The 23,667-nt window shown below is 57.1% G+C and carries 21 protein-coding genes; 8 read left to right on the top strand and 13 right to left on the bottom strand.

The annotated features are described in order from the left end of the window. Nucleotides 1-35 precede the first annotated feature (35 nt). From NHF56_RS02775 to glpK, 4 genes are all read right to left on the bottom strand, one after another. Nucleotides 36-1,217, bottom strand: a complete 1,182-nt coding sequence (locus NHF56_RS02775; protein WP_252801377.1) for a YbfB/YjiJ family MFS transporter — start codon at nt 1,215-1,217, stop codon at nt 36-38. A gap of 70 nt (nt 1,218-1,287) precedes the next feature. After that, nucleotides 1,288-2,046 (bottom strand): type I methionyl aminopeptidase, encoded by a 759-nt coding sequence (gene map / locus NHF56_RS02770; RefSeq protein WP_252801375.1) that lies wholly within the window; start codon nt 2,044-2,046, stop codon nt 1,288-1,290. Between the two features lie 32 nt (nt 2,047-2,078). After that, the gene (locus NHF56_RS02765; protein ID WP_252801372.1) at nt 2,079-3,116 is read right to left on the bottom strand and encodes an LLM class flavin-dependent oxidoreductase; all 1,038 of its coding nucleotides are present in this window, start codon (nt 3,114-3,116) and stop codon (nt 2,079-2,081) included. A 107-nt stretch (nt 3,117-3,223) separates the two neighbouring features. Next, nucleotides 3,224-4,711 carry a glycerol kinase GlpK gene (glpK, locus tag NHF56_RS02760; RefSeq protein WP_252801370.1) on the bottom strand — a complete coding sequence of 496 codons (1,488 nt, stop codon included), beginning with the start codon at nt 4,709-4,711 and terminating at the stop codon, nt 3,224-3,226. Between the two features lie 261 nt (nt 4,712-4,972). Between glpK and xdhA the strand changes: the two genes are divergently transcribed. The 7 genes from xdhA (at nt 4,973) to NHF56_RS02725 (ending at nt 13,590) form a co-directional block, all read left to right on the top strand. Then, nucleotides 4,973-6,439 (top strand): xanthine dehydrogenase small subunit, encoded by a 1,467-nt coding sequence (xdhA, locus tag NHF56_RS02755; protein WP_252801368.1) that lies wholly within the window; start codon nt 4,973-4,975, stop codon nt 6,437-6,439. Then, nucleotides 6,436-8,763 (top strand): xanthine dehydrogenase molybdopterin binding subunit, encoded by a 2,328-nt coding sequence (gene xdhB / locus NHF56_RS02750; protein WP_252801366.1) that lies wholly within the window; start codon nt 6,436-6,438, stop codon nt 8,761-8,763. The genes xdhA and xdhB overlap by 4 nt, the downstream gene beginning before the upstream one ends. Nucleotides 8,764-8,767: 4 nt before the next feature. Then, nucleotides 8,768-9,604, top strand: a complete 837-nt coding sequence (xdhC, locus tag NHF56_RS02745; RefSeq protein ID WP_252801364.1) for a xanthine dehydrogenase accessory protein XdhC — start codon at nt 8,768-8,770, stop codon at nt 9,602-9,604. A gap of 128 nt (nt 9,605-9,732) precedes the next feature. After that, nucleotides 9,733-10,269, top strand: a complete 537-nt coding sequence (locus NHF56_RS02740; protein WP_252801362.1) for a hypothetical protein — start codon at nt 9,733-9,735, stop codon at nt 10,267-10,269. 139 nt (nt 10,270-10,408) lie between these two features. Further along, nucleotides 10,409-11,644, top strand: a complete 1,236-nt coding sequence (locus tag NHF56_RS02735) for a urate hydroxylase PuuD (protein ID WP_252801360.1) — start codon at nt 10,409-10,411, stop codon at nt 11,642-11,644. A gap of 58 nt (nt 11,645-11,702) precedes the next feature. Continuing rightward, entirely contained in the window at nt 11,703-13,022 is a 1,320-nt protein-coding gene (guaD, locus tag NHF56_RS02730) for a guanine deaminase (protein WP_252801359.1), read from the top strand. Between the two features lie 136 nt (nt 13,023-13,158). Beyond that, entirely contained in the window at nt 13,159-13,590 is a 432-nt protein-coding gene (locus NHF56_RS02725; protein WP_252801357.1) for a potassium channel family protein, read from the top strand. Here the strand turns inward: NHF56_RS02725 and NHF56_RS02720 are convergent. From NHF56_RS02720 to NHF56_RS02685, 8 genes are all read right to left on the bottom strand, one after another. After that, the gene (locus NHF56_RS02720; RefSeq protein WP_252801355.1) at nt 13,587-14,330 is read right to left on the bottom strand and encodes a metallophosphoesterase family protein; all 744 of its coding nucleotides are present in this window, start codon (nt 14,328-14,330) and stop codon (nt 13,587-13,589) included. The two genes, NHF56_RS02725 and NHF56_RS02720, sit on opposite strands and share 4 nt — an antisense overlap. Before the next feature lie 5 nt (nt 14,331-14,335). Continuing rightward, nucleotides 14,336-14,692 carry a hydroxyisourate hydrolase gene (uraH, locus tag NHF56_RS02715; protein ID WP_252801353.1) on the bottom strand — a complete coding sequence of 119 codons (357 nt, stop codon included), beginning with the start codon at nt 14,690-14,692 and terminating at the stop codon, nt 14,336-14,338. Next, nucleotides 14,680-15,183, bottom strand: a complete 504-nt coding sequence (locus NHF56_RS02710) for an ureidoglycolate lyase (RefSeq protein ID WP_252801350.1) — start codon at nt 15,181-15,183, stop codon at nt 14,680-14,682. The genes uraH and NHF56_RS02710 overlap by 13 nt, the downstream gene beginning before the upstream one ends. Before the next feature lie 60 nt (nt 15,184-15,243). Further along, the gene (uraD, locus tag NHF56_RS02705; protein WP_252801348.1) at nt 15,244-15,744 is read right to left on the bottom strand and encodes a 2-oxo-4-hydroxy-4-carboxy-5-ureidoimidazoline decarboxylase; all 501 of its coding nucleotides are present in this window, start codon (nt 15,742-15,744) and stop codon (nt 15,244-15,246) included. Between the two features lie 123 nt (nt 15,745-15,867). Then, complete coding sequence (locus NHF56_RS02700; protein WP_252801346.1) at nt 15,868-17,631, bottom strand: PhoX family phosphatase; 1,764 nt, start codon at nt 17,629-17,631, stop codon at nt 15,868-15,870. 116 nt (nt 17,632-17,747) lie between these two features. Then, nucleotides 17,748-19,853 (bottom strand): tetratricopeptide repeat protein, encoded by a 2,106-nt coding sequence (locus tag NHF56_RS02695; RefSeq protein ID WP_252801343.1) that lies wholly within the window; start codon nt 19,851-19,853, stop codon nt 17,748-17,750. Nucleotides 19,854-19,887: 34 nt separating this feature from the next. Continuing rightward, nucleotides 19,888-20,814, bottom strand: a complete 927-nt coding sequence (gene puuE, locus NHF56_RS02690) for an allantoinase PuuE (RefSeq protein ID WP_252801341.1) — start codon at nt 20,812-20,814, stop codon at nt 19,888-19,890. A gap of 95 nt (nt 20,815-20,909) precedes the next feature. Beyond that, a complete protein-coding gene (locus NHF56_RS02685) occupies nt 20,910-22,085 on the bottom strand; it encodes an FAD-binding oxidoreductase (protein ID WP_256995400.1) in 1,176 nt (391 codons plus the stop codon). Here NHF56_RS02685 and mnmD point away from each other — a divergent pair. Then, nucleotides 22,084-22,794 carry a tRNA (5-methylaminomethyl-2-thiouridine)(34)-methyltransferase MnmD gene (mnmD, locus tag NHF56_RS02680; protein ID WP_252801337.1) on the top strand — a complete coding sequence of 237 codons (711 nt, stop codon included), beginning with the start codon at nt 22,084-22,086 and terminating at the stop codon, nt 22,792-22,794. The genes NHF56_RS02685 and mnmD overlap by 2 nt on opposite strands. A gap of 63 nt (nt 22,795-22,857) precedes the next feature. Here mnmD and ctrA read toward each other — a convergent pair whose 3' ends face one another. Further along, nucleotides 22,858-23,562: a response regulator transcription factor CtrA gene (gene ctrA, locus NHF56_RS02675; RefSeq protein WP_252801335.1), complete on the bottom strand. Its 705-nt coding sequence runs from the start codon at nt 23,560-23,562 to the stop codon at nt 22,858-22,860. Between the last annotated feature and the right edge of the window lie 105 nt (nt 23,563-23,667).

Below are 23,667 nucleotides of genomic sequence, written 5' to 3'. Positions count from 1 at the left end.
TTATGACCAAATTGTAATTGGATGACAAAGCACGCTTACCGGCGCAAGGATGGCAGGAACAGCAAGGCCGCCAGCAGCGCGGAAAGAACGAGCACAGCGGCGGCTGCAATCGTTGCTGCGCTGAAATCGCCGGTGCGTTCGGCAATCCAGCCCGCCACCACCGGCCCCACCATCTGGCCTGTACCGAAAGCCGCGGTCATGACCGCCAGCGCCTTGCGCGGGCTTTCCGGTGCTTCCATCCGACCGATCTGCAAGCCGAAGGCGGTGATCATGACGAACGTGCCGCCAAAAAGGAGTCCGCCAAAGATCGGCGCAACACCATCCGGCAGTGCAACGGTCCCCAAAACGCCAACAGCCTCGACCGTAACGCCGATCACGTAGGTGGTCACCAAACCGCGGCCCAAAACCAATCGACGCCACACAAATAACGAGACAGCGGCGGCAATACCGGTCACGAACCAGCTGGCAAACTCCATCAAAGAACCGCCGTCACCGCTGCGCGCAATGGTAACGAGGAAAGTGGCGGTAATCACATAACCGAACCCGAAGAGACCATAGGAGGCCGTGATCAGGACCAAAGGCAGACGCCAATTGAGCCTCGGCTCGCGAACCACAGAGCCGGTACGCTTGACCTGTTTTGGCAGAAGCGCAAGCACGGCAAGCAGCGCGACAAACCCGATCGCCGCCATCACCAGCCATTCGTTTTGCCACGCCGCGAACAGACCGCTCAGCGGACGCACCAGCACGACCAGCAACGAGGAAACCGCAATACCGATCCCCACACCTGCAAAATGCACTGCCTGCTGGCGATGCGCTGCCCCCGGCAGGCCCATGACAAGCGATGTGGTGAAAATCATTGCAAATGCGCTCGCCAGTCCTGCGAGAAAGCGGATCACGGAAAAGACCACCAGGTCCGAAAACAGAGGCATTGCAGCGAGCAGCAAGACAGTTGCCAGCAGCGAAGAAACCGCCACCTGCCGCTCACGTCCCGAGGCCCAATTATAGGTGGCGGCCACGGCGCCGGCGAGATAACCGGCAAAATTGGCCGATGCGATCAGACCCGCGTCGGACGCCGAAAGCCCGAGGTCAGACATCATTGAGGGCAGGATCGGCGTATAGGAAAAACGCCCAAATCCCATGGCGAGCGCCATGGCAAGCGCGCCACCCAAAGCAGCCTTCAAGAGTTGTGCATCTTCGACTTTGTTGTGTGTTTCCATGGCCCGCTTTTGCAACGGGCCGACAATTCGCTCAAGTCAAATAAACTGATGAATGGGTCATGGAGACGCTTCAGCCATCTTCGGCAAGCGTCAAAATCAAAGGACCGTTCTTGGTCACCACCAGTGTGTGCTCAAACTGAACTGTCAGGGCGCGCGGCATGGAAAATAGCGTCCAATCGTCCTCGTCGCCATCTTCGGCATAATAGGCACCGAGCGACAGAAACGGTTCAATGGTGAAGACCTGTCCTTCCTCCATGACCCTACGCTCCGACCTGTCAGGCCAGGTCGAGATTTCCTTAGGCTCTTCATGCAGCGACCGGCCGATCCCGTGGCTGGCAAGATTTTGCACCAGCGTGTAGCGGTTTTTCGCTGCGAACTTTCCGATGGCATCACCAATCGAGGCGAGCTTTGCACCCGGCTTGACCTGGTTGATGCCGAGCCACATGGCACGCTTGCCATCGCGCAGGAGCCGGGAGGTTTTGGGCGCGACAGGCCCGACACCGAACGACGCACCCGTATCGCCGAAGAAACCGTTCTTTACGGCAGAAACATCGATATTGACGAGATCGCCAGGCAAAATCTCGCGATCACCTGGAATTCCATGCGCAACCTCTTCGTTGACCGAGATACAGGTGGCGCCCGGAAAATCGTAACAGAACTCCGGTGCTGATTCCGCCCCTTGCGATTCCAGATATGCCCGCCCGATATCGTCCAGCCCCTTCGTGGTGATACCGGGCTCGAGCGCTTCGGACATCACCTTGACCGTATTGGCGCATATGCGCCCGATCTCTTTGAGGGCTGCAAGTTCTTCTTCGGTGGAAACAATCATTATCGGCCTTTCTTTGGGGCCGGAATGCCCCCTCAGCTGCCAGCCGTCAATGCTTTTCTGACCAATGGGGCAACCTTTGTGCCGAAAAGCTCAATCGCCCGCATCAGCTGGTCATGCGGCAAAAGCCCAATCGCCATCTGCAGCAAAAACCGGTCATTTTTGAAAATCTTGTGGTGCGCAATGATCTTGTTAGCTAGCGTCTCAGGGTCGCCGAGGAAGATTGCTCCATTGGGCCCGATCGATTGATCGAAGTGAGCGCGCGTCATGGGCGTAAACCCGCGTTCGCGCGCAATCCGGTTCATCACTGCCGCCTGTGCGTCATAAAACTGCTCAGCGGCAAGTTCTGTGGTTTCACCGACAAAGCCGTGAACATTGATCGACGTCGGCAGCTTAGCCGGATCACGCCCCACTCGCTCTGCGGTCTGCCGGTAGAGATCAAACAAAGGCGCAAACCGGCGCGGCTCGCCGCCGATGATGGCAAGTGCGAGAGGCAAACCGTGATAGGCTGCACGAGCCACCGAATTCGGTGTCCCACCGACTGCAATCCAAAGCGGCAGCTTCTCCTGCAAAGGACGCGGATAGATGGGCAGATTGTTGATAGGCGCGCGCGTTTCACCCGACCAAGAGACATATTCATTGTCGCGGATTTTCATCAACAGATCGAGCTTTTCCTCAAACAGCTTGTCATAGTCGTCGAGGTCATAGCCAAACAGCGGAAAGGATTCGATGAAAGAGCCGCGACCGGCCATGATCTCGGCCCGGCCTTTGGAAATCAGGTCAACGGTCGCATATTGCTGAAACACCCGCACAGGATCGTCCGAACTCAAGACGGAAACGGCACTTGTCAGCCGAATGTTTTTCGTGCGTGCTGCCGCTGCAGCAAGTAGTGTCGCGGGACTGGAAGCCATATAATCCGGCCGGTGATGCTCACCAAGCCCGAACACATCGAGACCGACCTGATCGGCCAGTTCGATTTCAGCGAGCAGTTCTTCCGCCCGTTTTGCCGCCGCCTCACCCTTCTTGGGCGCGGCCGGATCGACATCTGCAAATGTATAAAGACCCAGTTCCATTGAAAAACTCCGTTTTTCAACCTCACTACATCTTCAACCGCGCGCCGCCAAAGAAATTTCAGCGAACAAACTGTTCATCGGACATGCCCGGTGGCGTTTTTCTCTGCTCAGCTCAGCGTTCGCCGCACAGCATCCTTCCAGCCCTTCAGCTTGGCCTTGCGCGTCTTTTCATCCATCTGCGGTTCAAAGCGGCGATCACGCGCCCAGCTCTTGGAGAATTCGTCCCGCGACGGCCAGACCCCTGCCCTTGAACCGGCAAGCCAGGCCGCGCCCAGCGCCGTCGTTTCCAATATTGTCGGACGGTCCACCGGCGCATCCAGAAGGTCCGACAAGCGCTGCATGGTCCAATCAGAGGCCACCATGCCGCCATCGACGCGCAATACGGTTTCGCGTCCGCCGCCCTTCCAATCGCCCTTCATGGCGTCCAGAAGGTCACGTGTCTGATAACAAACCGCTTCAAGCGCTGCGCGAGCAAATTCCGCCGGTCCCGTGCTGCGCGTCATGCCGAAAATCGCGCCGCGTGCATCCGGGTCCCAATGCGGTGCGCCAAGACCGGTAAAGGCCGGCACGAGATAAACCTCCTGATTGGGGTCTGCCTCTGCGGCAAGCGTTCCGCTCGCCGATGCCTCACCGATGATTTTAAGACCATCGCGCAACCACTGAACGGCCGCACCGGCAATAAAGATGGACCCTTCGAGCGCATAGGTCGTCTCGCCATCAAGCCGATAAGCAATTGTAGTCAAAAGCCGGTTCTTGGAACGCACCATGTCGCTGCCGGTATTCAACAGAGCAAAACAGCCGGTTCCATAGGTCGATTTGAACATGCCGGGTTCAAAGCAGGCCTGCCCGATGGTTGCTGCCTGCTGATCACCCGCAACACCGAGGATCGGAACTTCAGCACCTATCACTGAGGCCTTGGTGATACCGAAATCTGCCGCACAATCCAGAACCTCGGGCAGCATGGCCGCTGGCACATCGAGAATGTCGAGAAGCTCCTTGTCCCACTTGTTCTTGGCGATGTTGAACATCAGTGTGCGCGATGCATTGGTCGCGTCGGTCACAAAGGCTTCACCACCGGTCAGCCGCCAGATGAGGAACGTATCGATGGTGCCAAAGCAGAGTTCGCCATCCTGCGCCCGCTTGCGCGCGCCCTTGACGTTCGAAAGCACCCAGGAAAGCTTGGTGCCGGAGAAATAGGGATCGAGAAGCAGGCCAGTCTTCTTGTTGAAGACCTTCTCCAGACCATCCTTTTTCGCCTTGTTGCACCATTGCGAGGTGCGCCTGTCCTGCCACACAATGGCGTTATGGATGGCCTTGCCGGTATGGCGCTCCCAGACGACAACCGTTTCCCGCTGGTTGGTAATTCCGATGGCCGAAAGGTCGCTGGCTGCAATGGACGCGTTTTTCAACGCCTCATTGATCGACCAGATCACACTTTCCCAGATTTCTTCCGGATCGTGCTCCACAAGCCCGGATGCTGGAAAAATCTGCGTGAATTCCTTCTGCCCGCTTCCTGCGATCTTCATCTCGCGATCGAAGACAATGGCTCGGCTCGAAGTCGTTCCCTGATCAATCGCCAGCACATAACTTGCCATGAAACCCTCCCGAATATCGTTTCGAGCGACTTCAATATCGCCCGCGCCTGATTGTCAAATATCTAATGGCAACAACACCGCGCAGACGCATATTTTACCAGCTGGAAAAACTTACCATTGCCAACGCTCTCCATTTGGTCTTAGCTTCCCATATTGGTGCAGCGCACACCGATCATCACCCACAAATTCAGGCCACGGATGTGTCCGTGCGCAAATCGGGTGACGCAAAAAAGGGAACAGAAATATATGCCGCAAAGCCAGATGATTCGTTTTATTCTCAATGACGAACCGGTTGCATTAAGCGACATATCACCAACAATGACGCTCCTGGATTGGTTGCGGGAGAAAAAGCGGCTCACCGGCTCAAAGGAAGGCTGCGGCGAAGGCGATTGCGGGGCCTGCACTGTCCTGGTGGGACGCCTGCTAAACGGCGAACTTGTCTACGAAACCGTCAACGCCTGCATCCGCTTCGTCGCGTCTCTGTCCGCAACGCATGTCGTCACCATCGAGCATCTGGCCGGCAAGGACGGCGAGCTGCATCCCGTTCAGCAAGCCATGGTCGACTGTCATGGCTCTCAGTGCGGCTTCTGCACACCGGGATTTGTCATGTCGCTCTATTCGCTTTGGATGAGCAATCCCGCGCCCAGCGCAAATGATGTTGAAGTTGCCCTGCAAGGCAATCTCTGTCGCTGCACAGGCTATGAAACGATTCTCAAAGCCGCCCTCAAGGTTGCTGCAGAAAGGCCCGACGCACTGGTGGATCCGGTCATGCGCAACCGCGCCGAAATCTCCGCAAAACTGGAAGAGTTGAAGCCCAAAAAGACGATCCGCCAGTTTGCCGGAACCGAACGCTTTATCGTTCCTGCAAACCTCAGCGAGTTTGCCCAGGTTCTGGCCACCGAGCCGAATGCAACCATCGTTGCCGGCTCCACTGATACCGGGCTTTGGGTAACCAAACAGATGCGCGATATTTCGCCGGTCGTGTTCATCGGCCACCTTGATGAATTGCAGACCATTCAGCAAACGTCCGAGGGCATAACCTTCGGTGCCGGCGTCACTTACAGTCAGGCGCTTCCCGTTTTCAAACAGCACTTCCCGAAAATCGCCAAGCTCTTTTACCGCATCGGCGGTCAGCAGGTGCGCAATATGGGAACGATCGGCGGCAATATTGCCAACGGCTCGCCGATTGGCGACACGCCGCCGCCACTCATTGCACTCGGTGCGACGCTGCGATTGCATTCAATGGCAGGTCCAAGGGAAATCGCGCTGGAAGATTTTTTCATCGCATACGGTAAGCAGGACCGCTTGCCTGGCGAGTTCGTCGAAAGCCTCACCATTCCTTTCCTGCCACGAAATGACCATTTCGCTGTCTACAAAATCTCCAAGCGGCGCGATGAGGATATTTCCGCCCTCTGTGGTGCATTCCGAATTGCGCTTGATGACGAAAACAGCGTGACGGAGGCCCGCATCGCCTTCGGCGGCATGGCCGCAACACCCAAGCGGGCAACAGAGGTCGAGAACTTCTTGAAGGGCAAACCATGGTCTGCGGAAACCGCCAATGCGGCCCGCGACCTGCTGTCATCTGCCTACAGCCCCTTGAGCGACTGGCGCGCAACGGCTGAGTACCGCGCATTGACCGCCGGAAACCTCATGCTGCGCTTCTTTGCTGAAACCACCGGCGAGGCCATAGAATTACAGCGCTACGCAATGCAGGAGGCAGGCGAATGAGTTCGATGAACGCGAAATCCATCACCGGCCCGATCCACGCGACGCTGAAACACGATTCGGCCCACAAGCATGTTACCGGTGCGGCAGACTATATCGACGACATGCCCGAGCCAGCCGGCCTGCTGCATGCCGCACTCGGCATGACACAGCGTGCGCACGCCCGCATTCTCTCCATGGATCTCTCCGACGTGGAAGCCTATCCGGGTGTCGTCACCGTGCTGACCGCCAAGGACATGCCCGGCACAAATGATATCAGCAGCGCACATCTGCACGACGAGCCGGTGCTGGCCGAAGACATTGTTGAATTTTACGGCCAGGCGGCCTTCACGGTTATTGCCGAAACACGCTTAGCCGCCCGCCGCGCCGCCCGTCTTGCCAGGATCACCTACGAAGACCTGCCCTTTGCCGTCGATGTTGAGAACGCGAAAAAGGCCGAAACGGGTTACGTCACCAAGCCCTTGCGCCTTGCCCGCGGCGATGTCGGATCAGCAATGGCCAAGGCGCCAAACCGCCTGCGCGGTCAGATGAAAATCGGCGGCCAGGAGCATTTCTATCTCGAGGGTCACATATCGCTCGCCATCCCCGGTGAAGACGACGAAATGACCGTCTGGGCCTCAACCCAGCACCCCTCCGAAATCCAGGACATGGTGTCCCATGTGCTCGGCGTGCCGGCCAATGCGGTAACCGTCCACGTTCGCCGCATGGGTGGTGGCTTTGGCGGCAAGGAGACGCAAGGCAATCAATTTGCCTGTCTGGCCGCCGTTGCCGCCCGCAAAACGGGACGCGCCGTCAAGTTCCGTCTTGACCGCGACGAGGACATGACCGTCACCGGCAAACGCCACGACTTTGTGGTCGACTATGAAATCGGCTACGACGACGAAGGGCGCATTGAAGCAGTGAAAGCCAATTTTGCTGCGCGCTGCGGCTACTCATCCGACCTCTCCGGCCCGGTTACGGATCGCGCCCTCTTTCACGCCGACAATGCATACTTCTATCCCCACGTGGAGCTCCTGAGCGAGCCGGTGAAAACCAACACGGTGTCCAACACCGCTTTTCGTGGTTTCGGCGGTCCGCAGGGCTTGGTGGGCGCTGAACGGTTTATCGAGGAAGTGGCCTACGCTGTCGGCAAGGACCCGCTGGAGATCAGAAAGCTGAACTTCTACGGCGAAGCAGGCTCGGGCCGCGATTTAACCCCCTACCACCAGACCGTTGAAGACAACATCATGCCACGCGTCGTCGCCGAGCTTGAGGAAAGCACGGATTATCAGGCCCGCCGCAACGCCATTGTCGAATTCAACAAGACAAGCAAATATATCAAGAAGGGCATTGCCCTCACGCCCGTCAAATTCGGCATCTCTTTCACGATGACGGCGTATAACCAGGCCGGTGCGCTTGTTCATGTCTACAAGGACGGCTCCATTCACCTGAACCATGGCGGCACGGAAATGGGCCAAGGCCTTTATACCAAGGTTGCCCAGGTGATTGCCGATTGTTTCCAGGTGGATATCGAGCGCGTGAAGATCACCGCGACGACCACAGGCAAAGTACCGAATACATCAGCCACCGCCGCGTCATCCGGTTCCGACCTGAACGGCATGGCCGCCTTCGATGCCGCACGCCAGATCAAGGAACGCCTGATCGCCTTTGCCGTTGAAAGCCGCAAAGTGCCCGAAGATCAGGTGACTTTCCTGCCGAACCGGGTGCGCATCGGCAATGAGGAAATCGCTTTCGATGACTTCATCAAACAGGCCTATTTCGCCCGCATCCAGCTTTCGGCCGCGGGCTTCTACAAGACGCCGAAAATTCACTGGGACCGCGACAGCGGCAGGGGCCGACCATTTTATTACTACGCCTATGGCGCGTCTGTTTCCGAAGTATCGATCGACACGCTGACGGGCGAATACATCGTCCACCGCTCGGATGTGCTTCACGATGTGGGACGTTCGCTCAATCCGGCCATCGACATCGGTCAGATCGAGGGCGGCTTCATTCAGGGTATGGGCTGGTTGACCACGGAAGAATTGTGGTGGGATGACAAGGGCATGCTGCGCACCCACGCGCCATCGACCTACAAAATCCCGCTCGCCTCCGACAAGCCAGAGGTCTTCAATGTCCGCCTTGCCGAATGGTCTGTGAATGCCGAACCGACGATCGGGCGCTCCAAGGCTGTGGGTGAACCGCCGCTCATGCTGCCGGTCTCCGTTCTGGAAGCGCTTTCCATGGCTGTCGCCTCGGTCTCAGGCTATAAGGTCTGCCCGCGCCTCGACACGCCGGCCACCCCTGAACGCATCCTCATGGCGGTTGAGCAGATGAAGGGCTTATAGAAAGATGTTTGATGCGCTGGAAACATTTCTGGCGACTGAAAAGCCCGCGATCCTCGTTGAGATTGCCGGGGCAAAAGGCTCGACGCCGCGCGAAAAAGATGCCTGGATGCTGGTTTCGAAGAAAGCACAGATCGGTACAATCGGTGGCGGCCAGCTGGAATATCTGGCCATCGACCATGCCCGCATGCTGCTTGCCGAAAAGAAGCATGCTCTGAAACTCGATATTCCTCTGGGGCCGGAAATCGGTCAATGCTGCGGCGGAAGGGTGGAGATTGTTTTTACCCCCGTCGATAGTGCCGTCGCGGAAAATCTGACCGCCCGCCTCAAGGCCGACGACGCGGAAAATCCGCATGTCTATATTTTCGGAGCCGGGCATACCGGCAAAGCGCTGGCTGCTGCCCTTGCCCCCCTTCCGCTGCACACGATTGCCGTGGAAACACGCGCGCATGAACTGAACGGGCTGGCAGCCGGGGTGGAGACTATCTGTGTCGCCATGCCGGAAGCCATGGTGGCAAACATCCCGCCGCACTCTGCGGTCGTCATACTGACCCATGATCACGCGCTTGATTTTCTCATTGCCGCAGAAGCGCTCAAACGCGGTGATCTTGCCTATGTCGGCATGATCGGATCAGCAACCAAACGGGCGACTTTTGCCAAATGGCTGCAGCGGGAGGGTGGCAAACCCTCCGCCCTCAACCGGCTGACAACGCCCATAGGTGGGAAGACGAAAGACAAGCGACCCGCAGTCATCGCGGCTCTCACAACAGCAGAAATCCTGGTAAAATTGGCAAACGGCAAGTCCACAAAGGCAACCAATTCCGAGCGAAAAACAAAGAAATAGTAATACGAATAGAAACATTATAATTGTGCATTGCAGCCGACGAAAACTAAACCAAAAATTGATTTTGCCTTCGCCTATTGGTAGAAGACAGACAAAATATAGAGTCTTTTACGGAATCAACACTTTTCATGAAAACGGCCAAAATCATTTTCTGGTCACTGTTCGTGGTCACCATGGGTCTTTACGCGACAATGGTTTTCTGGACATTGCCGTCCATACAGACCGAAGCTGGTGGCCTGATCCCTTTCGACTTGCGCCCAATGGGTTATTCTTATGAAGACGCTCTCGTCTTTCTGAGCCAGCTGAGCGAAAGTGGCCGAACTCTCTACCTTGGTCCACAGCACACACTTGACCTGCTCTACCCGCTCTGCCTGGCTTCCTGTCTCGCTCTTGCGATTGCGATGCTGGTGCCAAACACCAAGGTTTGGAAATTTCTCATCTCTCTCGTCGCATGGCCGGGCATGCTATTCGACTATCTTGAAAACGGGGCTGTCAAGAAATTGCTTGTGACACCGGTCGACGAGATTGGGCATGGTATGGTCACAGCAGCCAGCACATTCACCCTGCTGAAGTCGGTCTTTGACACCATCGCCTTTGTGACCTTGCTCTTCCTTGTTCTGCTCTGGCTTTTCCGTCTCCGGGCCGCCCGTCGCACCGCGCTTTAGAAAATACCACCTCTCTCAATATTTTTTTTTGGCGCCGGTTCAAGCCGGCAAAGATAATGCTGGGTTTTGCGGTCACTTTTCTCTTCCAAATGGTCAAAATTTTTCTCATTGTCATTTTGGGAGGCAAAAGGGGAACAATATGTACGAACTCGGCATCGTCTGGGAATGGTTGGGGTTTGCAATGCGGTGGTTCCACGTCATCACTGCGATTGCTTGGATCGGATCGTCCTTTTATTTCGTCGCGCTCGATCATGGCCTGCGCAAAGCGCCGGGCCTGCCGGAAGGGGTGTACGGCGAAGAGTGGCAGGTGCATGGCGGCGGCTTCTACCGCATGCAGAAATATCTCGTTGCACCGCCGGAACTGCCCGAACATCTGACATGGTTCAAGTGGGAAAGCTATATGACCTGGCTTTCCGGCTTCTGCATGCTGGCGATCGTCTATTATGGCAGTGCCGACCTTTTCCTGATCGACCGTCATGTGCTGGATCTGGAAAACTGGCAGGCAATCCTCATTTCCATCGCCTCGCTCTCTGTTGGCTGGCTGATCTATGACACGCTCTGCAAATCCCCGATTGGCAAGAACACCTGGGGCCTGATGGCCGTTCTCTACATGGCATTGGTTGTCATGGCCTGGGGCTATACGCAGATTTTCACCGGCCGCGCTGCCTTCCTGCATCTGGGCGCATTTACCGCCACCATCATGTCGGCCAATGTCTTCTTCATCATCATCCCCAACCAGAAAATCACGGTTGCGGATATGATTGCGGGCCGCACGCCCGATCCGAAATTCGGCATCATCGCCAAGCAGCGTTCACTGCATAACAACTATCTCACCCTGCCCGTTCTTTTCTTCATGCTGTCGAACCACTATCCGCTCGCCTTTGGCACGAAGTATAACTGGATCATCGCCGCTCTCGTGTTCCTCATGGGTGTCACGATCCGCCATTGGTTCAACACGGTTCATGCCCGCAAGGGCAAACCGCTTTGGACATGGATGGCGACTGCCGTTCTGTTCATCCTGATCATGTGGCTTTCCACTGTGCCAAAGATGCTGAGTGGAGAAGAAGAACAGGATGTCAGCATCGCCCCGGCTTTCCAGAAATTTGCACAGAACGCGCATTTCGATAGTGCCCGCGAGGTTGTGCAGGTGCGATGTTCCATGTGCCATACGGCAGAGCCGGTTTACGATGGCCTGGCGCGCGCGCCTAAGGACGTGATGTTCGATACGGATGGGGAAATCGTGGCCCATGCCCGCGAAATCTATCTACAGGCAGCCCGTAGCCATGCCATGCCGCCCGGCAATGTCAGCGAGATCACACCCGAGGAACGCGCCATTCTGAAGGGATGGTATGAAAGCGCTTCAGCTGGTAGCTAGAGCGGTCGCGATCAGGCGCTTCCCACGCGCCGCACTTCACTCGAACTTGGGTTTTCGAATGTCCAAATGTCTTCTCAGAGGCCGCACGCTCTCCTTCCATCGCCGTCCGGAAAATCTGGAGGACAAGGGTGCCTATACCTACCAGGAAGATGGCGCGCTGTTAATTCAGGCAGGCAAGATTGTCGCGGCCGGATCTTATTCGGATGTCAAACCGCAGGCCGGTGAAGATGCCGAGGAAATCGACCACCGTCCACATCTCATCATGCCAGGCCTGATCGACACCCATCTGCATTTTCCGCAGATGCAGGTCATTGGCTCCTATGCCGCCAATCTTCTGGAATGGCTCAACACCTACACCTTCATCGAAGAGCAGCGCTTTGCCTCAGCCGAACACGCCGCGCGATTCGCCGCTCACTTCTTTGATGAGATGGTGCGCCATGGCACCACAACGGCAGTCGCCTATTGTTCGGTTCATAAAGTATCCGCAGATGCGTTCTTTGCCGAAAGCCTGAAGCGGAACATGCGCATGGTTGCCGGCAAGGTCATGATGGATCGCAATGCGCCGGAAGCGCTCACAGACACGGCCCAATCAGGCTATGACGACACCCGGCAGGTGATTGCCGATTGGCATGGCAAGGGGCGCAATCATGTGGCCATCACCCCGCGCTTTGCCATCACCTCCACCCCGGCACAGCTGGAGGCCGCGCAGGCGCTGGCCAGAGAATTTCCCGATCTCCACATCCAGACACACCTGTCGGAAAACAGGGACGAAATCGCCTTCTCCTGTTCGCTCTATCCGCAGGCGAAAGACTATACCGACATTTACGAAATCTACGGACTGCTGGGACCAAGAAGCCTGTTCGGTCACGCCATCCATCTGTCCGAGCGTGAAATGGACGCCATGAGTGAGAGCGGTTCGGTTGCCGTCCACTGCCCCACGTCCAATCTGTTCCTGGGCTCCGGTCTGTTTCCCATGCGCAAATTGCAGAACCGCCAAAAGCCGGTGCGCATCGCCGTCGCCACCGATATCGGTGGCGGCTCCAACTATTCCATGCTCAAAACCATGGACGAAGCCTACAAGATCCAGCAGCTCCTGGGCGAAAGACTGAACCCGCTGGAAAGCTTCTACCTCATGACCCGCGGCAATGCCGAAGCACTGTCCCTGGACAATCATATCGGCGCGCTGGCCCCCGGTCTCGACGCAGACCTCGTGGTCCTCGACATGGCCTCAACACCGCCGATGGCGCTGAAGGCCGAAACCGTTTCAACGCTCAGCGAAGAACTCTTCCTCCTCCAGACCATGGGCGACGACCGCGCCATTGCCGAAACCTACATTGCCGGCGAACCGGCCAAGTCAGCATTGGGGATGCCGCGTTAACCTTTTGTTAACCATGCTCTGACAATCTCAACGCAATACCGGTGGAAACACCCGTTGAAAAGCCGCGTGAGCACGGATGTACTGCCACGCGGCTTTGCTTATCCTTGAGCTGCAGGAGCACCCACGCGGAGTCCCGATGTTCCTGAACCTTGTTATCGGCATCATCCTCATTTCAGCAACGGTCGTCATCCACACCTACGGCCTGATGTTTGTAACATACACGATGAACTGGATTACGGCGCGCTTCCGCATCAGGGGCCGGCGCAATCGGGTCCTCGCGATGAACACGGTCGTCATCGGTATTTTCGCGGTCATGACAGTGGAAGTCTGGCTATGGGCGGCAGTCTACGATTTGCTCGGAACCATGCCCGATTTCGAAACATCGCTTTACCTCTCCACCACCACCTTCTCCACGGTCGGTTTCGGCGATGTCGTTCCCAATCATCAGTGGCGCATTCTGGCGGCACTGGAAAGTATCAACGGTTTCCTGCTCATCGGCTGGTCCACCGCCTATCTCGTCACCGCCGGCATTCGCGTTGGCCCTTTCCGGCAGGGCGAGCATTTCTAGTCTTCAGGCAGCCATCCACCGCCAAGCACGGCGGCCCAATCATGAAAGCTCCGCTCGCGCGCGATCCGCGCAGCTTCATGGTGATCGTAGCGCACCTGTCGAAACTGAGCCTGCCAGCCACGCGCCATTGCTTCGACAATGGCGTAACTGGCGAAAGGATGTCCCACCTCGACCTTGTGATAACGCGGTACATCATAGTCATAGCCGGGGCAGCCCACGCTGCCCGGATTGACGATCATGCGTCCATCCGAGAGATGAACAGCGCGCGCAATATGCGTATGCCCGCACAGGATCAACGGCTCGGAAATCCCCTCAGCAATGCGCTCGATGTCCCGCAAAGGGTTCAGCTGAAAGCTCCCGGACGGCGAAACGGTTTCCGTCCAATAGGTATTGTCGTCCTGCGGCGTGGCATGACAACAATAAACACCATTCATCCGCATTTCGAACGGCAGCGTTCGTATCCATTCCAGATGCGCTTCGCTGAGCTGAGCAATGGAGGGGACCTCCCAATCGCTCATGGCTTCACGAGGCCGGTCGATGAGCGCCCGATCATGGTTTCCTCTCACCGTCGAAAGATTGAGCGGGATCAGCATGTCGGCAACCTTGCCCGCCTCCAGCGGCCCGCTGAAGCAGTCGCCGAGATTGAGCGTTACATCAACACCCTGCTTGGCAATGTCGTCCAGCACCGCTTCAAGCGCCAGGTGATTTCCATGAATATCGGCAATCACCGCCAGCTTCACCGCGATCAGCTCCCGCGATAGGTCGAATAGCTGAAGGGCGAAAGCAACAACGGAACGTGGTAATGCGCATCTGTGTCGGCAATGCCGAAGCGGATAGGAATAATGTCCAGAAAGGCAGGCTCGGGGAGCTTGTGACCCTTCGCTCTCAAATAGTCGCCCGCATGAAATTCGAGCTCGTAAGTGCCAGCCTGAAAGCTGTCCCCGACCAGCATCGGCCCGCCATCCACACGCCCATCGTGATTGGTCACCACCGTTTTGAGCAAGATTTTCTCGGACCCGGTGAGCCGGTAAAGATCGATTTTCAACCCTTCGGCGGGCGTTCCGGCTGCAGCGTCCAGAACATGCGTCGTCAATCCGGCCATAAAATGGGCTCCTCAATCGTGAATGGCGTATCGTAGAAATATTCTTCGAGATTGTTGCCGGGGCCTGAACGGTCCGCCACCAGAAAGTCGCTGACCTCCTTGAGACACATCAGCGGATGGTGCCACACGTTGGCGCGGTAATTCACCCCCTGATGCGGCCCCGCCAGAAACACCTGCGGCAGGCCGGGTTTTCCACCCTCATCGAGCGCAACCACCACCAGAAAAGGCCGCCCGGACAGCGGACTGAACGACTGGCTCCCCAAGGGGTGGCGCTCCATCATGTCAACGGCATAGGGAAAGTGTCGGGGCTGACCGCGGAAGATGTTGAGAATGATCTTTGCCCCCTCACCCAGAGCTTCCGTTTCGCCAAGCGCATGAAAACGCTCAGTCGTTCCGCCATTGATCAGATGCATGCGCGAGCCATCTGCCTCAAGAACATCGCCAAATGGCGCAAAGGTAGCGGCGGTCAAGGGAGAAATGGACAATGACATCAAACCACCTTCAAGCCACAATGCAATCGGCGTTCGAGCGAACAACCTGCAGGGTCACACTCATGTCTCGTCCTCGTGCAGGATGGCGTCGATGCGAAATCCCGCAATCCGTTCCACCTGCGCCGCAGCAGTCTCCAGTTCGGCCTCAGCCGAATTGTTGACGCGGGTTTCAAAGGCCTCAAGAATAGAATCCTTGTTGTGCCCCTTCACTGCGATGATGAAGGGAAAGCCGAACTTGTCCATATAGGCCGTGTTGAGCGCCGTAAAACGCGCATGCTCTTCTGCGCTCAGCCTGTCGAGACCAGCGCCGGCCTGTTCCTTGCGACTGTCGTCAGTCAGCTTTCCCGCAACCGCCAGCTTGCCGGCAAGATCGGGGTGCGCCCGCAGCACATCAAGCCGCTCTTCGGTTGAAGCTGCGCGAAAGGCATCGTTCATCGCCGACTTTACGACATCGGACGTCAACACCGCCGGCAGCCCTGCATCGAATGCCCTTTCAGCCACCCAGGGTGAATGCTCGAAAACGCCCCCGAAACGGGAGACAAACTCTTCTTTTTTCAACAAAACGCTCCGGCAAGAATCTCAATGCCGCCAAGATATCTGCCTTTCAAATCCAATGGCAAGCATAGAAAAGCCGCCCGGTTTCCCGGGCGGCGACGCGTCATCAAAAGGTCTTGCTGAAAAGGCTTAGTTTGTATTCTCCAGAACCGGGAACGGTCCGATGTAGCCGACATAAGCGCGGGCATCTTCGGGGTTCTCCAGCTTGTCTTCATCAGATTCGCCATAGGGGTGCTGAACGACCGTGGTCAGGTAGGCGTGACCGTTGACATTGGCGAACCAGTCGGTCGAGGTGTTTTCAGAACCGTAGGGCGTGGTGGTGATACGGGTCATTTCCTTGGTTTCGGTGTTCACCGCCCAGGTCGCATCGTTCTGGTGACCCGAGCCTGTGTCTTCCGCGATGATCAGCGTGTTGTAACCCGGAATGAAGGTCAGGTTGTCGGGGTTGGCAACGCCATCGATATCGCAAGTCTGGCCGGCATAGGGGCCGTCCGTATATTCATGCGGCTTGCCTTCCACGAAAGACTTCATGGAGGTCACGACATAGTCGTCGCCGAAAGGCATTTCATAAACAGCACCACAGGGGTTGGCGGCAACCTTCACGGCATTGCGGCCGCCAAGATCGTATTTGCCGTCCTTGATATTGTCTTCCATGCCGCGCTCGACTTCAGACATGGCGAGGAAGAGACGCTTGCCATCCGGATCGAAGGCCAGGCCTTCCATCTTGCGGAATTCGGTCGTTGCACCATGCATTGAAGCGTAACGACGGGTTTCAAGGCGCGAAGCGAGCTTTTCCATGCCCGGCTTCACCTTCAGGCACTCGGAGCGGCCTTCGGCATTCGAAGGCAGAAAACCTTCCGGGCAGTTGCCGTCATCGTCGAAGCGCTCGCTGTCGAAAATGTCGGAGAACTTGGCACCGAGATTGATGGCGACTTCCAGTTCGGCATCGGTGGCATGGCCAAGATCGATCCACTTGATGTCGGCAGCGCCTGCACCTTCATCCGACGTCTGGTTCCACTGAGCGGCATAAAGCTGACCGGCGGACAGATCGCCTTCCTTATCCGCGACGAAACGATAGAGACCGGTATTGGTGCCGTCATCGGTGATGTAGGCCGTCTTCAGGTCGGGCATAACATATGCCAGTTCAACAGCGCCGCGGCCCATGGCGTAGTGCTTGGTCACGTCGGTGTCGCCGTTCTCGTTGGTCACCTTCACTTCAACCGGATAGCCGTAGTTGTAAGGTTTAAAGACGTCCTTGAAGGCGGAAATCGGAGCTGTTGCGGTATCGACACCAAAGTAGCGGGCCATCGGCAGCATGTAATCATCGAGCTGGCCATAGGTGCGTGCGCGCTCGACTTCATCGGCGTTCGGCGAATATTCTTCAGAGCCCAGATGCGTATTCCACGGCGTGACAGAACCGGCGCAGGGAACCCACAGACCGCCGACGCTCGAGAAATCGACCGGACGCGTGGAGATCGGCGTCATATTACCGTCAGCGTCCTGCTTCAGTTCGCTGATATACATGGCGGCCGGGCGGCTTTCGAAATGAGTGATCGAGAAGAGCTTGCTGCCGACCGGAAGGATCGACGTGAAATCGGCCGAATCCTGAACAGCCGGCGTGCCGTCGATATTGTAGAGCGGCGTACCCTTTGCGTCCGTCAGAACGCCGAATTCCTTTTCGCCGATCTTTTGTCCAGCGCGGGCCATCGTGTGCCATGCCAGCGGATATTCCTTGCCGTCGATCGTTACCGATGTAGAAACGCGAACCTGGCGCTTGTCAGCATCTTCGGTCGGGGCATCAATGCCCTTGAACTGCAGAGTGCCGGCCATGGCGGCACCCGAGATGGAACAGAGTGCGGTTGCGGTCAACAAGACCGTGCGGATATTTTTCATCTCATGTCTCCCTTGCACGTCGGCCCCCGACGTTTCAGAAGAAGGAAATGCGCCGCCTCAGTTAAACCCGCATGACAAAACTATGAATATATTGTGACAGTGCGGCAGCGCCACTTTCACAGAAGAATTCGTTCCGGCTGTCTGCCCGCCCGCCACGCTGCGCTCATCTGCTCATAAGCCCGTTCCAGATTCCGTGTGTAACGAAGGCTGTCGAAAAGTGGAAGGCGCGCAGGGTCGGCACGCAAATGCGCTTTCAAGGCATCGAGACGGGCCTTGTCTGCAGCCAGATCGAGAGCAAGCTGCTCGTAGTGTTCACGGCTCTCAACCACAAGCTCCGGCAATTCAACCGCATGAAGCAGACTTGCCGAAACGCGCGCCGCAAAGGCGCGCCCCGCCATGGTGAGCACCGGAATCCCCGCCCAGAGCGCATCACTTGCTGTTGTATGCGCATTCACCACGAATGTATCCAGAAACAGATCCGCCAGCCGATGGCGCGCCAGGTGTGCGTCAATTTGGGTGCGCTCGGCAAAGATCAGGCGTTCCGGGTCCACCCCGCGCGCAGCCGCCGCACGGCGCAAATTGTCGGTTGTCGTGGATGTTGCCGCAAGCAGCCACAACACGCTGCCTTCGACACGCTGCAGAAGCCGCATCCAGATATCAAACTCATCCGGCGTGATCTTGTAGGCGCTGTTGAAGCAGCAGAAAACAAAACCGTCCTCAGGAAGCCCGCATTCGCTTCGCGTAAAGGTTTGCCCCGCGATTGCCTTGCGATCATCGTTGACCTGATAGCTATCGGGCAAGGCCACCAGCTTTTCCGCGTAAAACTGTTCTGCATCCTCCGGGATAATGCGCTGATCGGCAACGATATAGTCCCAATCAGAGCTGCCACAGGTTCCGGGATAGCCGAGATAGTTCACTTGAATGGGCGCAGCGCGAGCGGTGAAAGCGCCGGCGCGATTATCACGCGTATGGCCTTTCAGATCGACGGCGATTTCGATGCCGAGTTTGCGCGACAGTGCAGCAATGTCTTCCACACCCATTGCACTGACATCATGGAAAGCATCGATGTTTGCCACGAGACGCCGCCGATGGGCCCCTTCTTGATCATCCTTGGCGAAGGAAAACGCGTGAACCTCAAAACGGGAGCGGTCGTGCAGCTCAAACAGCCGCCCCATCAAGTGCATCGTTGCATGATTGTGAAAGTCGGCAGAGAAATAGCCGAGCCTGATCCTGTCGGAAACAGCCGGCACAGGCACGGCTGCGCTGACATTTTCTGGCGGCCGACGTACCGCCGCAGCCTTCGCCGCTCGCAATTGAAGCGCCGGGTCATCAAACATCGTCATCACGATAAACGGACTGGGCGACGACTTCTGCCTGGGATGAAATTCAGCGTCAGCCAGACGCTGCATATCCCGTATGCGTTCACCATCCCACTGGCAAAGCATCGCCCTGTAATAGAGGCTGGACGCAAGCGCCATCAGGTTTTCGGGATCGAGTGAAACTGCTTTTTGGTAGTGTTCTGCCGCCTTTTCGGGATGGCCCGTATTGGCATGAAAGGCAGCGAGGTTGATATGAAGCGCCGGCGATTTTGGTGAAAGCTTCACCGCCGTCTCGTAGGCTGAAAGCGCCATGTCTAGCTTGTCCATGGCCTGCAAGACCTCTGCCATGCCAGCATAGGCTTCGGCAAAATCCGGTTTGACCTGAAGCGCCGTGCGAAAGATCGACAAGGCGTCGGCATATTTTCCCAGCCCCGCCAAAACAGTGCCGAGATAGTTGTAGTTTTCGGCAGCCTTGGGATTGGCAACGATTGCCTGACGAAACAGCTCGATAGCCGCGCTGGTGTGACCGCTTGCCGCTTCCACATTGGCCAGTCCGGTCAAAAACTCCGCCCTTCCCGGCTCCATCTCCAGCCCTGCCTGCAGAGCCGTGCGCGCCTCATTGAGACGCCCGGCTTCGCGCAGCATATTGCCGAGATTGGCGCGCACCGGATGAAAGTCGGGTTTGAGCGCCAGCGACTTCTGAAAATTCTCCACCGCCTCCTCTTCCCGCCCCAGCATCATGGCCAGAACACCCAGAATATTGGAAAGCGCAGGAGAGCGCGGAAAGGCAAGCGCTATCGCCTTGCCCTGATCGTAGGCAGATGCGAACTGGCCTTCGCTATGAAGCGTTGCAAGACGCTGCAATTCATCAAAAGGCGGATCGGCAATCACTGGATTTTTCATACACCGGAAAATGCCTCACCCAGCTTGCGCGAGGCTACAGTATCAACGGCTTGTGATGCTCGTGCCAGTGACGAGCAATATCGATGCGCTTTGGTATCCAAACCTTGTCATGGGAGAGGACGTATTCCAGAAAACGCTTCAGCGCAGCCGCACGTCCCGGCCGCCCGACAAGACGGCAATGCAAGCCCACCGACATCATTTTCGGCGCACCGTCCTTGCCCTCTTCATAGAGCGTGTCGAAGGCATCTTTCAGGTAGTTGAAGAACTGGTCTCCCGCATTGAACCCCTGCGGTGTGGCAAAACGCATGTCGTTTGTCTCCAGGGTGTAGGGGATAATCAGGAACGGCTTGCCATCCAGGCCAGGAACCCAGAAGGGCAGGTCGTCAGAATAGTTGTCCGACGAATAGAGGAAACCGCCCTCCTCCATCACCAGTTTGAGCGTATTGTCGGAGGGCTTGCCCTGATACATCCCATAGGGCCGTTCACCGGCAACTTCGGTGTGCAGGCGCACCGCCTCCAGAATGTGCTGACGCTCGACCTCTTCGGGGAAATCCTTGTATTCAAGCCAGCGATAGCCGTGCGAGGCAATTTCCCAGCCGGCCTCATTCATCGCCGCCACGGCCTCGGGATTGCGAGCCATGGCAAGCGTCACCCCATAGACTGTCACCGGCACATTGAGCCCGGTAAACATACGATGCAGTCGCCAGAAACCGGCCCGCGACCCATATTCGTAAATCGATTCCATATTCAGGTTTCGCTGCCCCGGCCAGGGTGCCGCACCAACGATTTCCGAAAGCAGATTTTCCGAGGCCGGATCACCATCCAGAATACAACTCTCGCCGCCCTCTTCATAGTTGATCACAAACTGCACCGCCACATGTGCACCACCTGGCCATTTCGGGTCAGGCGTGTTGCGGCCATAACCAATGAGATCACGCGGGGTGCCAGTTTCAACAATCATATTCATGCCTCGAAAGAAGATGCCGGGAAGACAGCAAATGTCATTTGTCCAATCGGTCAAAACCTATTGCGCGCCTGAAAGCTTGTCGAGCATTTTCACCCCAGATGCGCTTCCAGCCGGAAGGTTTGCGGCAAGGCAGGATGGGGCTGACCGAGAATGGGCCCAAGCACACAATCTGCCAAGCGATGGGCAATGCCGAACGAAACCTTGAACCCGCCCGTCAACGCATGAATATGCCCGTGTTCGGGATGCGGCCCTGCCATCGGATCGCGCCCCACCGCCTTGGGCCGCAATCCCGCCCAACGCTCCAGAACGGGAGCATTTTCAAGCGCTGGCACCAATGCGCGTGCCTTCGCAATCAGGTCTTCCAGCTGTCCATCGGTTGAATAGGGGTCATCAAATTCGGTCTCGCTGGTGGAGCCTATCGCCACCTGCCCACCCTCATGCGGGATCACATAAAGACCATTGAGAAAAATCAGCGGCAGGGCTGGATCCACATCTGCCGCCAGCAAAGCCGACTGCCCCTTGACCGACTTGCCCAAAGGGCGCGGACCGATTGGACTTAGAGCTTCAAGAAGCGGAAAGGAGCCATTTCCCGCTGCAACAATGCAGTGATTGAAATGAATGCGCGCGCCATCCGCGAGCACGGCCGAACGCTGGTCTGCGCTGAGCGAAGACACCACAGCCCCTTCGTGAATATGAACGGATGGAGAATTGCGCAGCGCGGCAATCAAAAGCGACGTCAGCGCACGCGGGGCGGCGCGCGCCGCAAATGTATCGAGCACATAGCCGCTCTGAAATCCGCCGGCATCCGGCCAACCATCTACAGGCGGGGTATCCGTTACCCGCCACTCAAACTGCTGCCCGCCTGGTCGCCAGTTCTCACGCGCTTCTGCCTCGTGGCGCAGGGCAACCTCCCGATGATGTGGCTTTGCCATCGGGATGAGGCGTCCAGAACGGCGATAACCGGATGTGAGCCCGGTGCGCGCCTCCAAGGTCTGCAGGGCTCCCTCGAGTTCCAACAGGGCATCAAACTGAAACTGCTTCTTCGCATTCCAGCCATCCGGCTTGTGCGCCATCAAGGCACCAAGATGTCCATAGCTTGCACCATGTCCCAAGGCACCCGCATCCACCAGGCAAACCGCAGCACCGGCATCTGCCGCCTTCAGCGTAGCCCAAAGCCCCATGATCCCGCCGCCAATCACCAGGATATCGCAAGCGCGACCGCCCGATTGACCTTGCCCTGCTGCCGCTCTATCGACATTCACCATGGAAAACGAAACCACCTCTCCTCAGCCGCTGGAATGGCACGAGGGCGATATGCCCTATTCGACCACCTTTGGCGACCACTTTTATTGCCGCACCGACGGGCGCGCTGAATGTGATCATGTTTTCATTGACGCCAACCACCTGCATGAACGCTGGGCGGCGGGCGGTGAATGCGTGATCGGTGAATTGGGTTTCGGGACAGGCCTGAATTTCTGCGAGACCTGGCGACAGTGGAGCGCGTTTCAAGGCACCACTCCGACCCATGGCTCCCTGCACTTCATCTCATTTGAACTCTTCCCGATGGATCGCGAAAGTATCAAACGAGCGCTCATTCAATGGCCCATTTTAGAGCATGAACGGGAAAGGCTGGCGGCGGCATGGCCAGACACCCCCTCAGGCATCGTATCGCTGGAATTCGATGATAATGTTCGCCTGAGCGTCATCTGCGGCGACGCATTGTCGAACCTTGCCACATCGCAACAGACATTCGACGCCTGGTATCTCGACGGTTTTGCACCGTCCCGCAACCCGGACATGTGGTCGTTGGAACTCATGCAGGCGGTCTATGACCACACAAGACCCGGCGGTTCGTTCGGCACTTATGCCGCAGCCGGCTTCGTGCGCCGAAATCTTCAGACCGCCGGTTTCAAGGTGGAGCGCCGCCCCGGTTTTGCCGGCAAACGCGAAATGCTTTGCGGCATCAAGGACTAACCCTTAGATATCATGCAAAAAACCCGCCTTGCGGCGGGCTTTTTCAAGAGCTTGATCAGGCTGTTAAGCCGTTTCGAGATATTCCGTGCTGCCATCCGGCTCGCGCAGCACATAGCCGCGACCCCAGACGGTTTCGATGTAGTTCGTGCCGCCTGCAGCATTTGCCAGCTTCTTGCGCAGCTTGCAGATGAAAACGTCGATGATTTTCAGTTCCGGCTCATCCATACCGCCATAAAGGTGGTTGAGGAACATTTCCTTGGTGAGCGTGGTACCCTTGCGGAGCGAAAGCAGCTCCAGCATTTGGTATTCCTTGCCGGTCAGGTGAACGCGCTGGCCGCCGACTTCAACCGTCTTTGCATCCAGGTTCACAACCAGATCACCCGTGGTGATAACCGACTGAGCATGGCCCTTCGAACGGCGAACGATGGCATGGATACGTGCAACCAGCTCATCCTTGTGGAAAGGCTTGGTCATGTAATCGTCTGCGCCGAAGCCCAGGCCGCGCACCTTGTCTTCGATGCCAGCCATGCCGGACAGGATCAGGATTGGCGTTTTCACCTTGGAAAGGCGCAATGTGCGAAGAACCTCGTAACCGGACATGTCCGGCAGATTGAGGTCAAGCATGATGATATCGTAATCGTAAAGCTTGCCGAGGTCTACACCCTCCTCACCGAGGTCAGTCGTGTAGACATTGAAGTTTTCGGACTTCAGCATCAGCTCGATGCTCTGCGCTGTAGCGCTATCGTCTTCAATAAGTAGAACCCGCATTCTTCCTTGTCCCCTTTTCCGCCGCCGAAAAGAAACCCCGAGGCCCCCTACGCGCTACGGATCCAGTCGTTAACTGATTTGGAGGCTGACAGCAAATGGTTAACA

It is taken from the genome of Rhizobium sp. L1K21, assembly GCF_024055895.1.
GTDB lineage: Bacteria > Pseudomonadota > Alphaproteobacteria > Rhizobiales > Rhizobiaceae > Ensifer_A.
The sequence above is the reverse complement of the archived record's forward strand: the minus strand, read 5'-3'. Positions and strand labels throughout refer to the sequence as shown.

What these genes read in the sequence shown, in the direction of transcription:
- mnmD (WP_252801337.1), top strand. Translation starts at nt 22,084, where the DNA reads ATGGAAAACGAAACCACCTCTCCTCAGCCGCTGGAATGGCACGAGGGC.
- map (WP_252801375.1), bottom strand. Translation starts at nt 2,046, where the DNA reads ATGATTGTTTCCACCGAAGAAGAACTTGCAGCCCTCAAAGAGATCGGG.
- NHF56_RS02710 (WP_252801350.1), bottom strand. Translation starts at nt 15,183, where the DNA reads ATGTCATTGTCCATTTCTCCCTTGACCGCCGCTACCTTTGCGCCATTT.
- NHF56_RS02740 (WP_252801362.1), top strand. Translation starts at nt 9,733, where the DNA reads ATGAAAACGGCCAAAATCATTTTCTGGTCACTGTTCGTGGTCACCATG.
- guaD (WP_252801359.1), top strand. Translation starts at nt 11,703, where the DNA reads ATGTCCAAATGTCTTCTCAGAGGCCGCACGCTCTCCTTCCATCGCCGT.
- NHF56_RS02775 (WP_252801377.1), bottom strand. Translation starts at nt 1,217, where the DNA reads ATGGAAACACACAACAAAGTCGAAGATGCACAACTCTTGAAGGCTGCT.
- xdhA (WP_252801368.1), top strand. Translation starts at nt 4,973, where the DNA reads ATGATTCGTTTTATTCTCAATGACGAACCGGTTGCATTAAGCGACATA.
- xdhB (WP_252801366.1), top strand. Translation starts at nt 6,436, where the DNA reads ATGAGTTCGATGAACGCGAAATCCATCACCGGCCCGATCCACGCGACG.
- NHF56_RS02695 (WP_252801343.1), bottom strand. Translation starts at nt 19,853, where the DNA reads ATGAAAAATCCAGTGATTGCCGATCCGCCTTTTGATGAATTGCAGCGT.
- NHF56_RS02735 (WP_252801360.1), top strand. Translation starts at nt 10,409, where the DNA reads ATGTACGAACTCGGCATCGTCTGGGAATGGTTGGGGTTTGCAATGCGG.
- NHF56_RS02765 (WP_252801372.1), bottom strand. Translation starts at nt 3,116, where the DNA reads ATGGAACTGGGTCTTTATACATTTGCAGATGTCGATCCGGCCGCGCCC.
- puuE (WP_252801341.1), bottom strand. Translation starts at nt 20,814, where the DNA reads ATGATTGTTGAAACTGGCACCCCGCGTGATCTCATTGGTTATGGCCGC.
- ctrA (WP_252801335.1), bottom strand. Translation starts at nt 23,562, where the DNA reads ATGCGGGTTCTACTTATTGAAGACGATAGCGCTACAGCGCAGAGCATC.
- xdhC (WP_252801364.1), top strand. Translation starts at nt 8,768, where the DNA reads ATGTTTGATGCGCTGGAAACATTTCTGGCGACTGAAAAGCCCGCGATC.
- uraH (WP_252801353.1), bottom strand. Translation starts at nt 14,692, where the DNA reads ATGGCCGGATTGACGACGCATGTTCTGGACGCTGCAGCCGGAACGCCC.
- NHF56_RS02685 (WP_256995400.1), bottom strand. Translation starts at nt 22,085, where the DNA reads ATGGTGAATGTCGATAGAGCGGCAGCAGGGCAAGGTCAATCGGGCGGT.
- glpK (WP_252801370.1), bottom strand. Translation starts at nt 4,711, where the DNA reads ATGGCAAGTTATGTGCTGGCGATTGATCAGGGAACGACTTCGAGCCGA.
- NHF56_RS02725 (WP_252801357.1), top strand. Translation starts at nt 13,159, where the DNA reads ATGTTCCTGAACCTTGTTATCGGCATCATCCTCATTTCAGCAACGGTC.
- NHF56_RS02700 (WP_252801346.1), bottom strand. Translation starts at nt 17,631, where the DNA reads ATGAAAAATATCCGCACGGTCTTGTTGACCGCAACCGCACTCTGTTCC.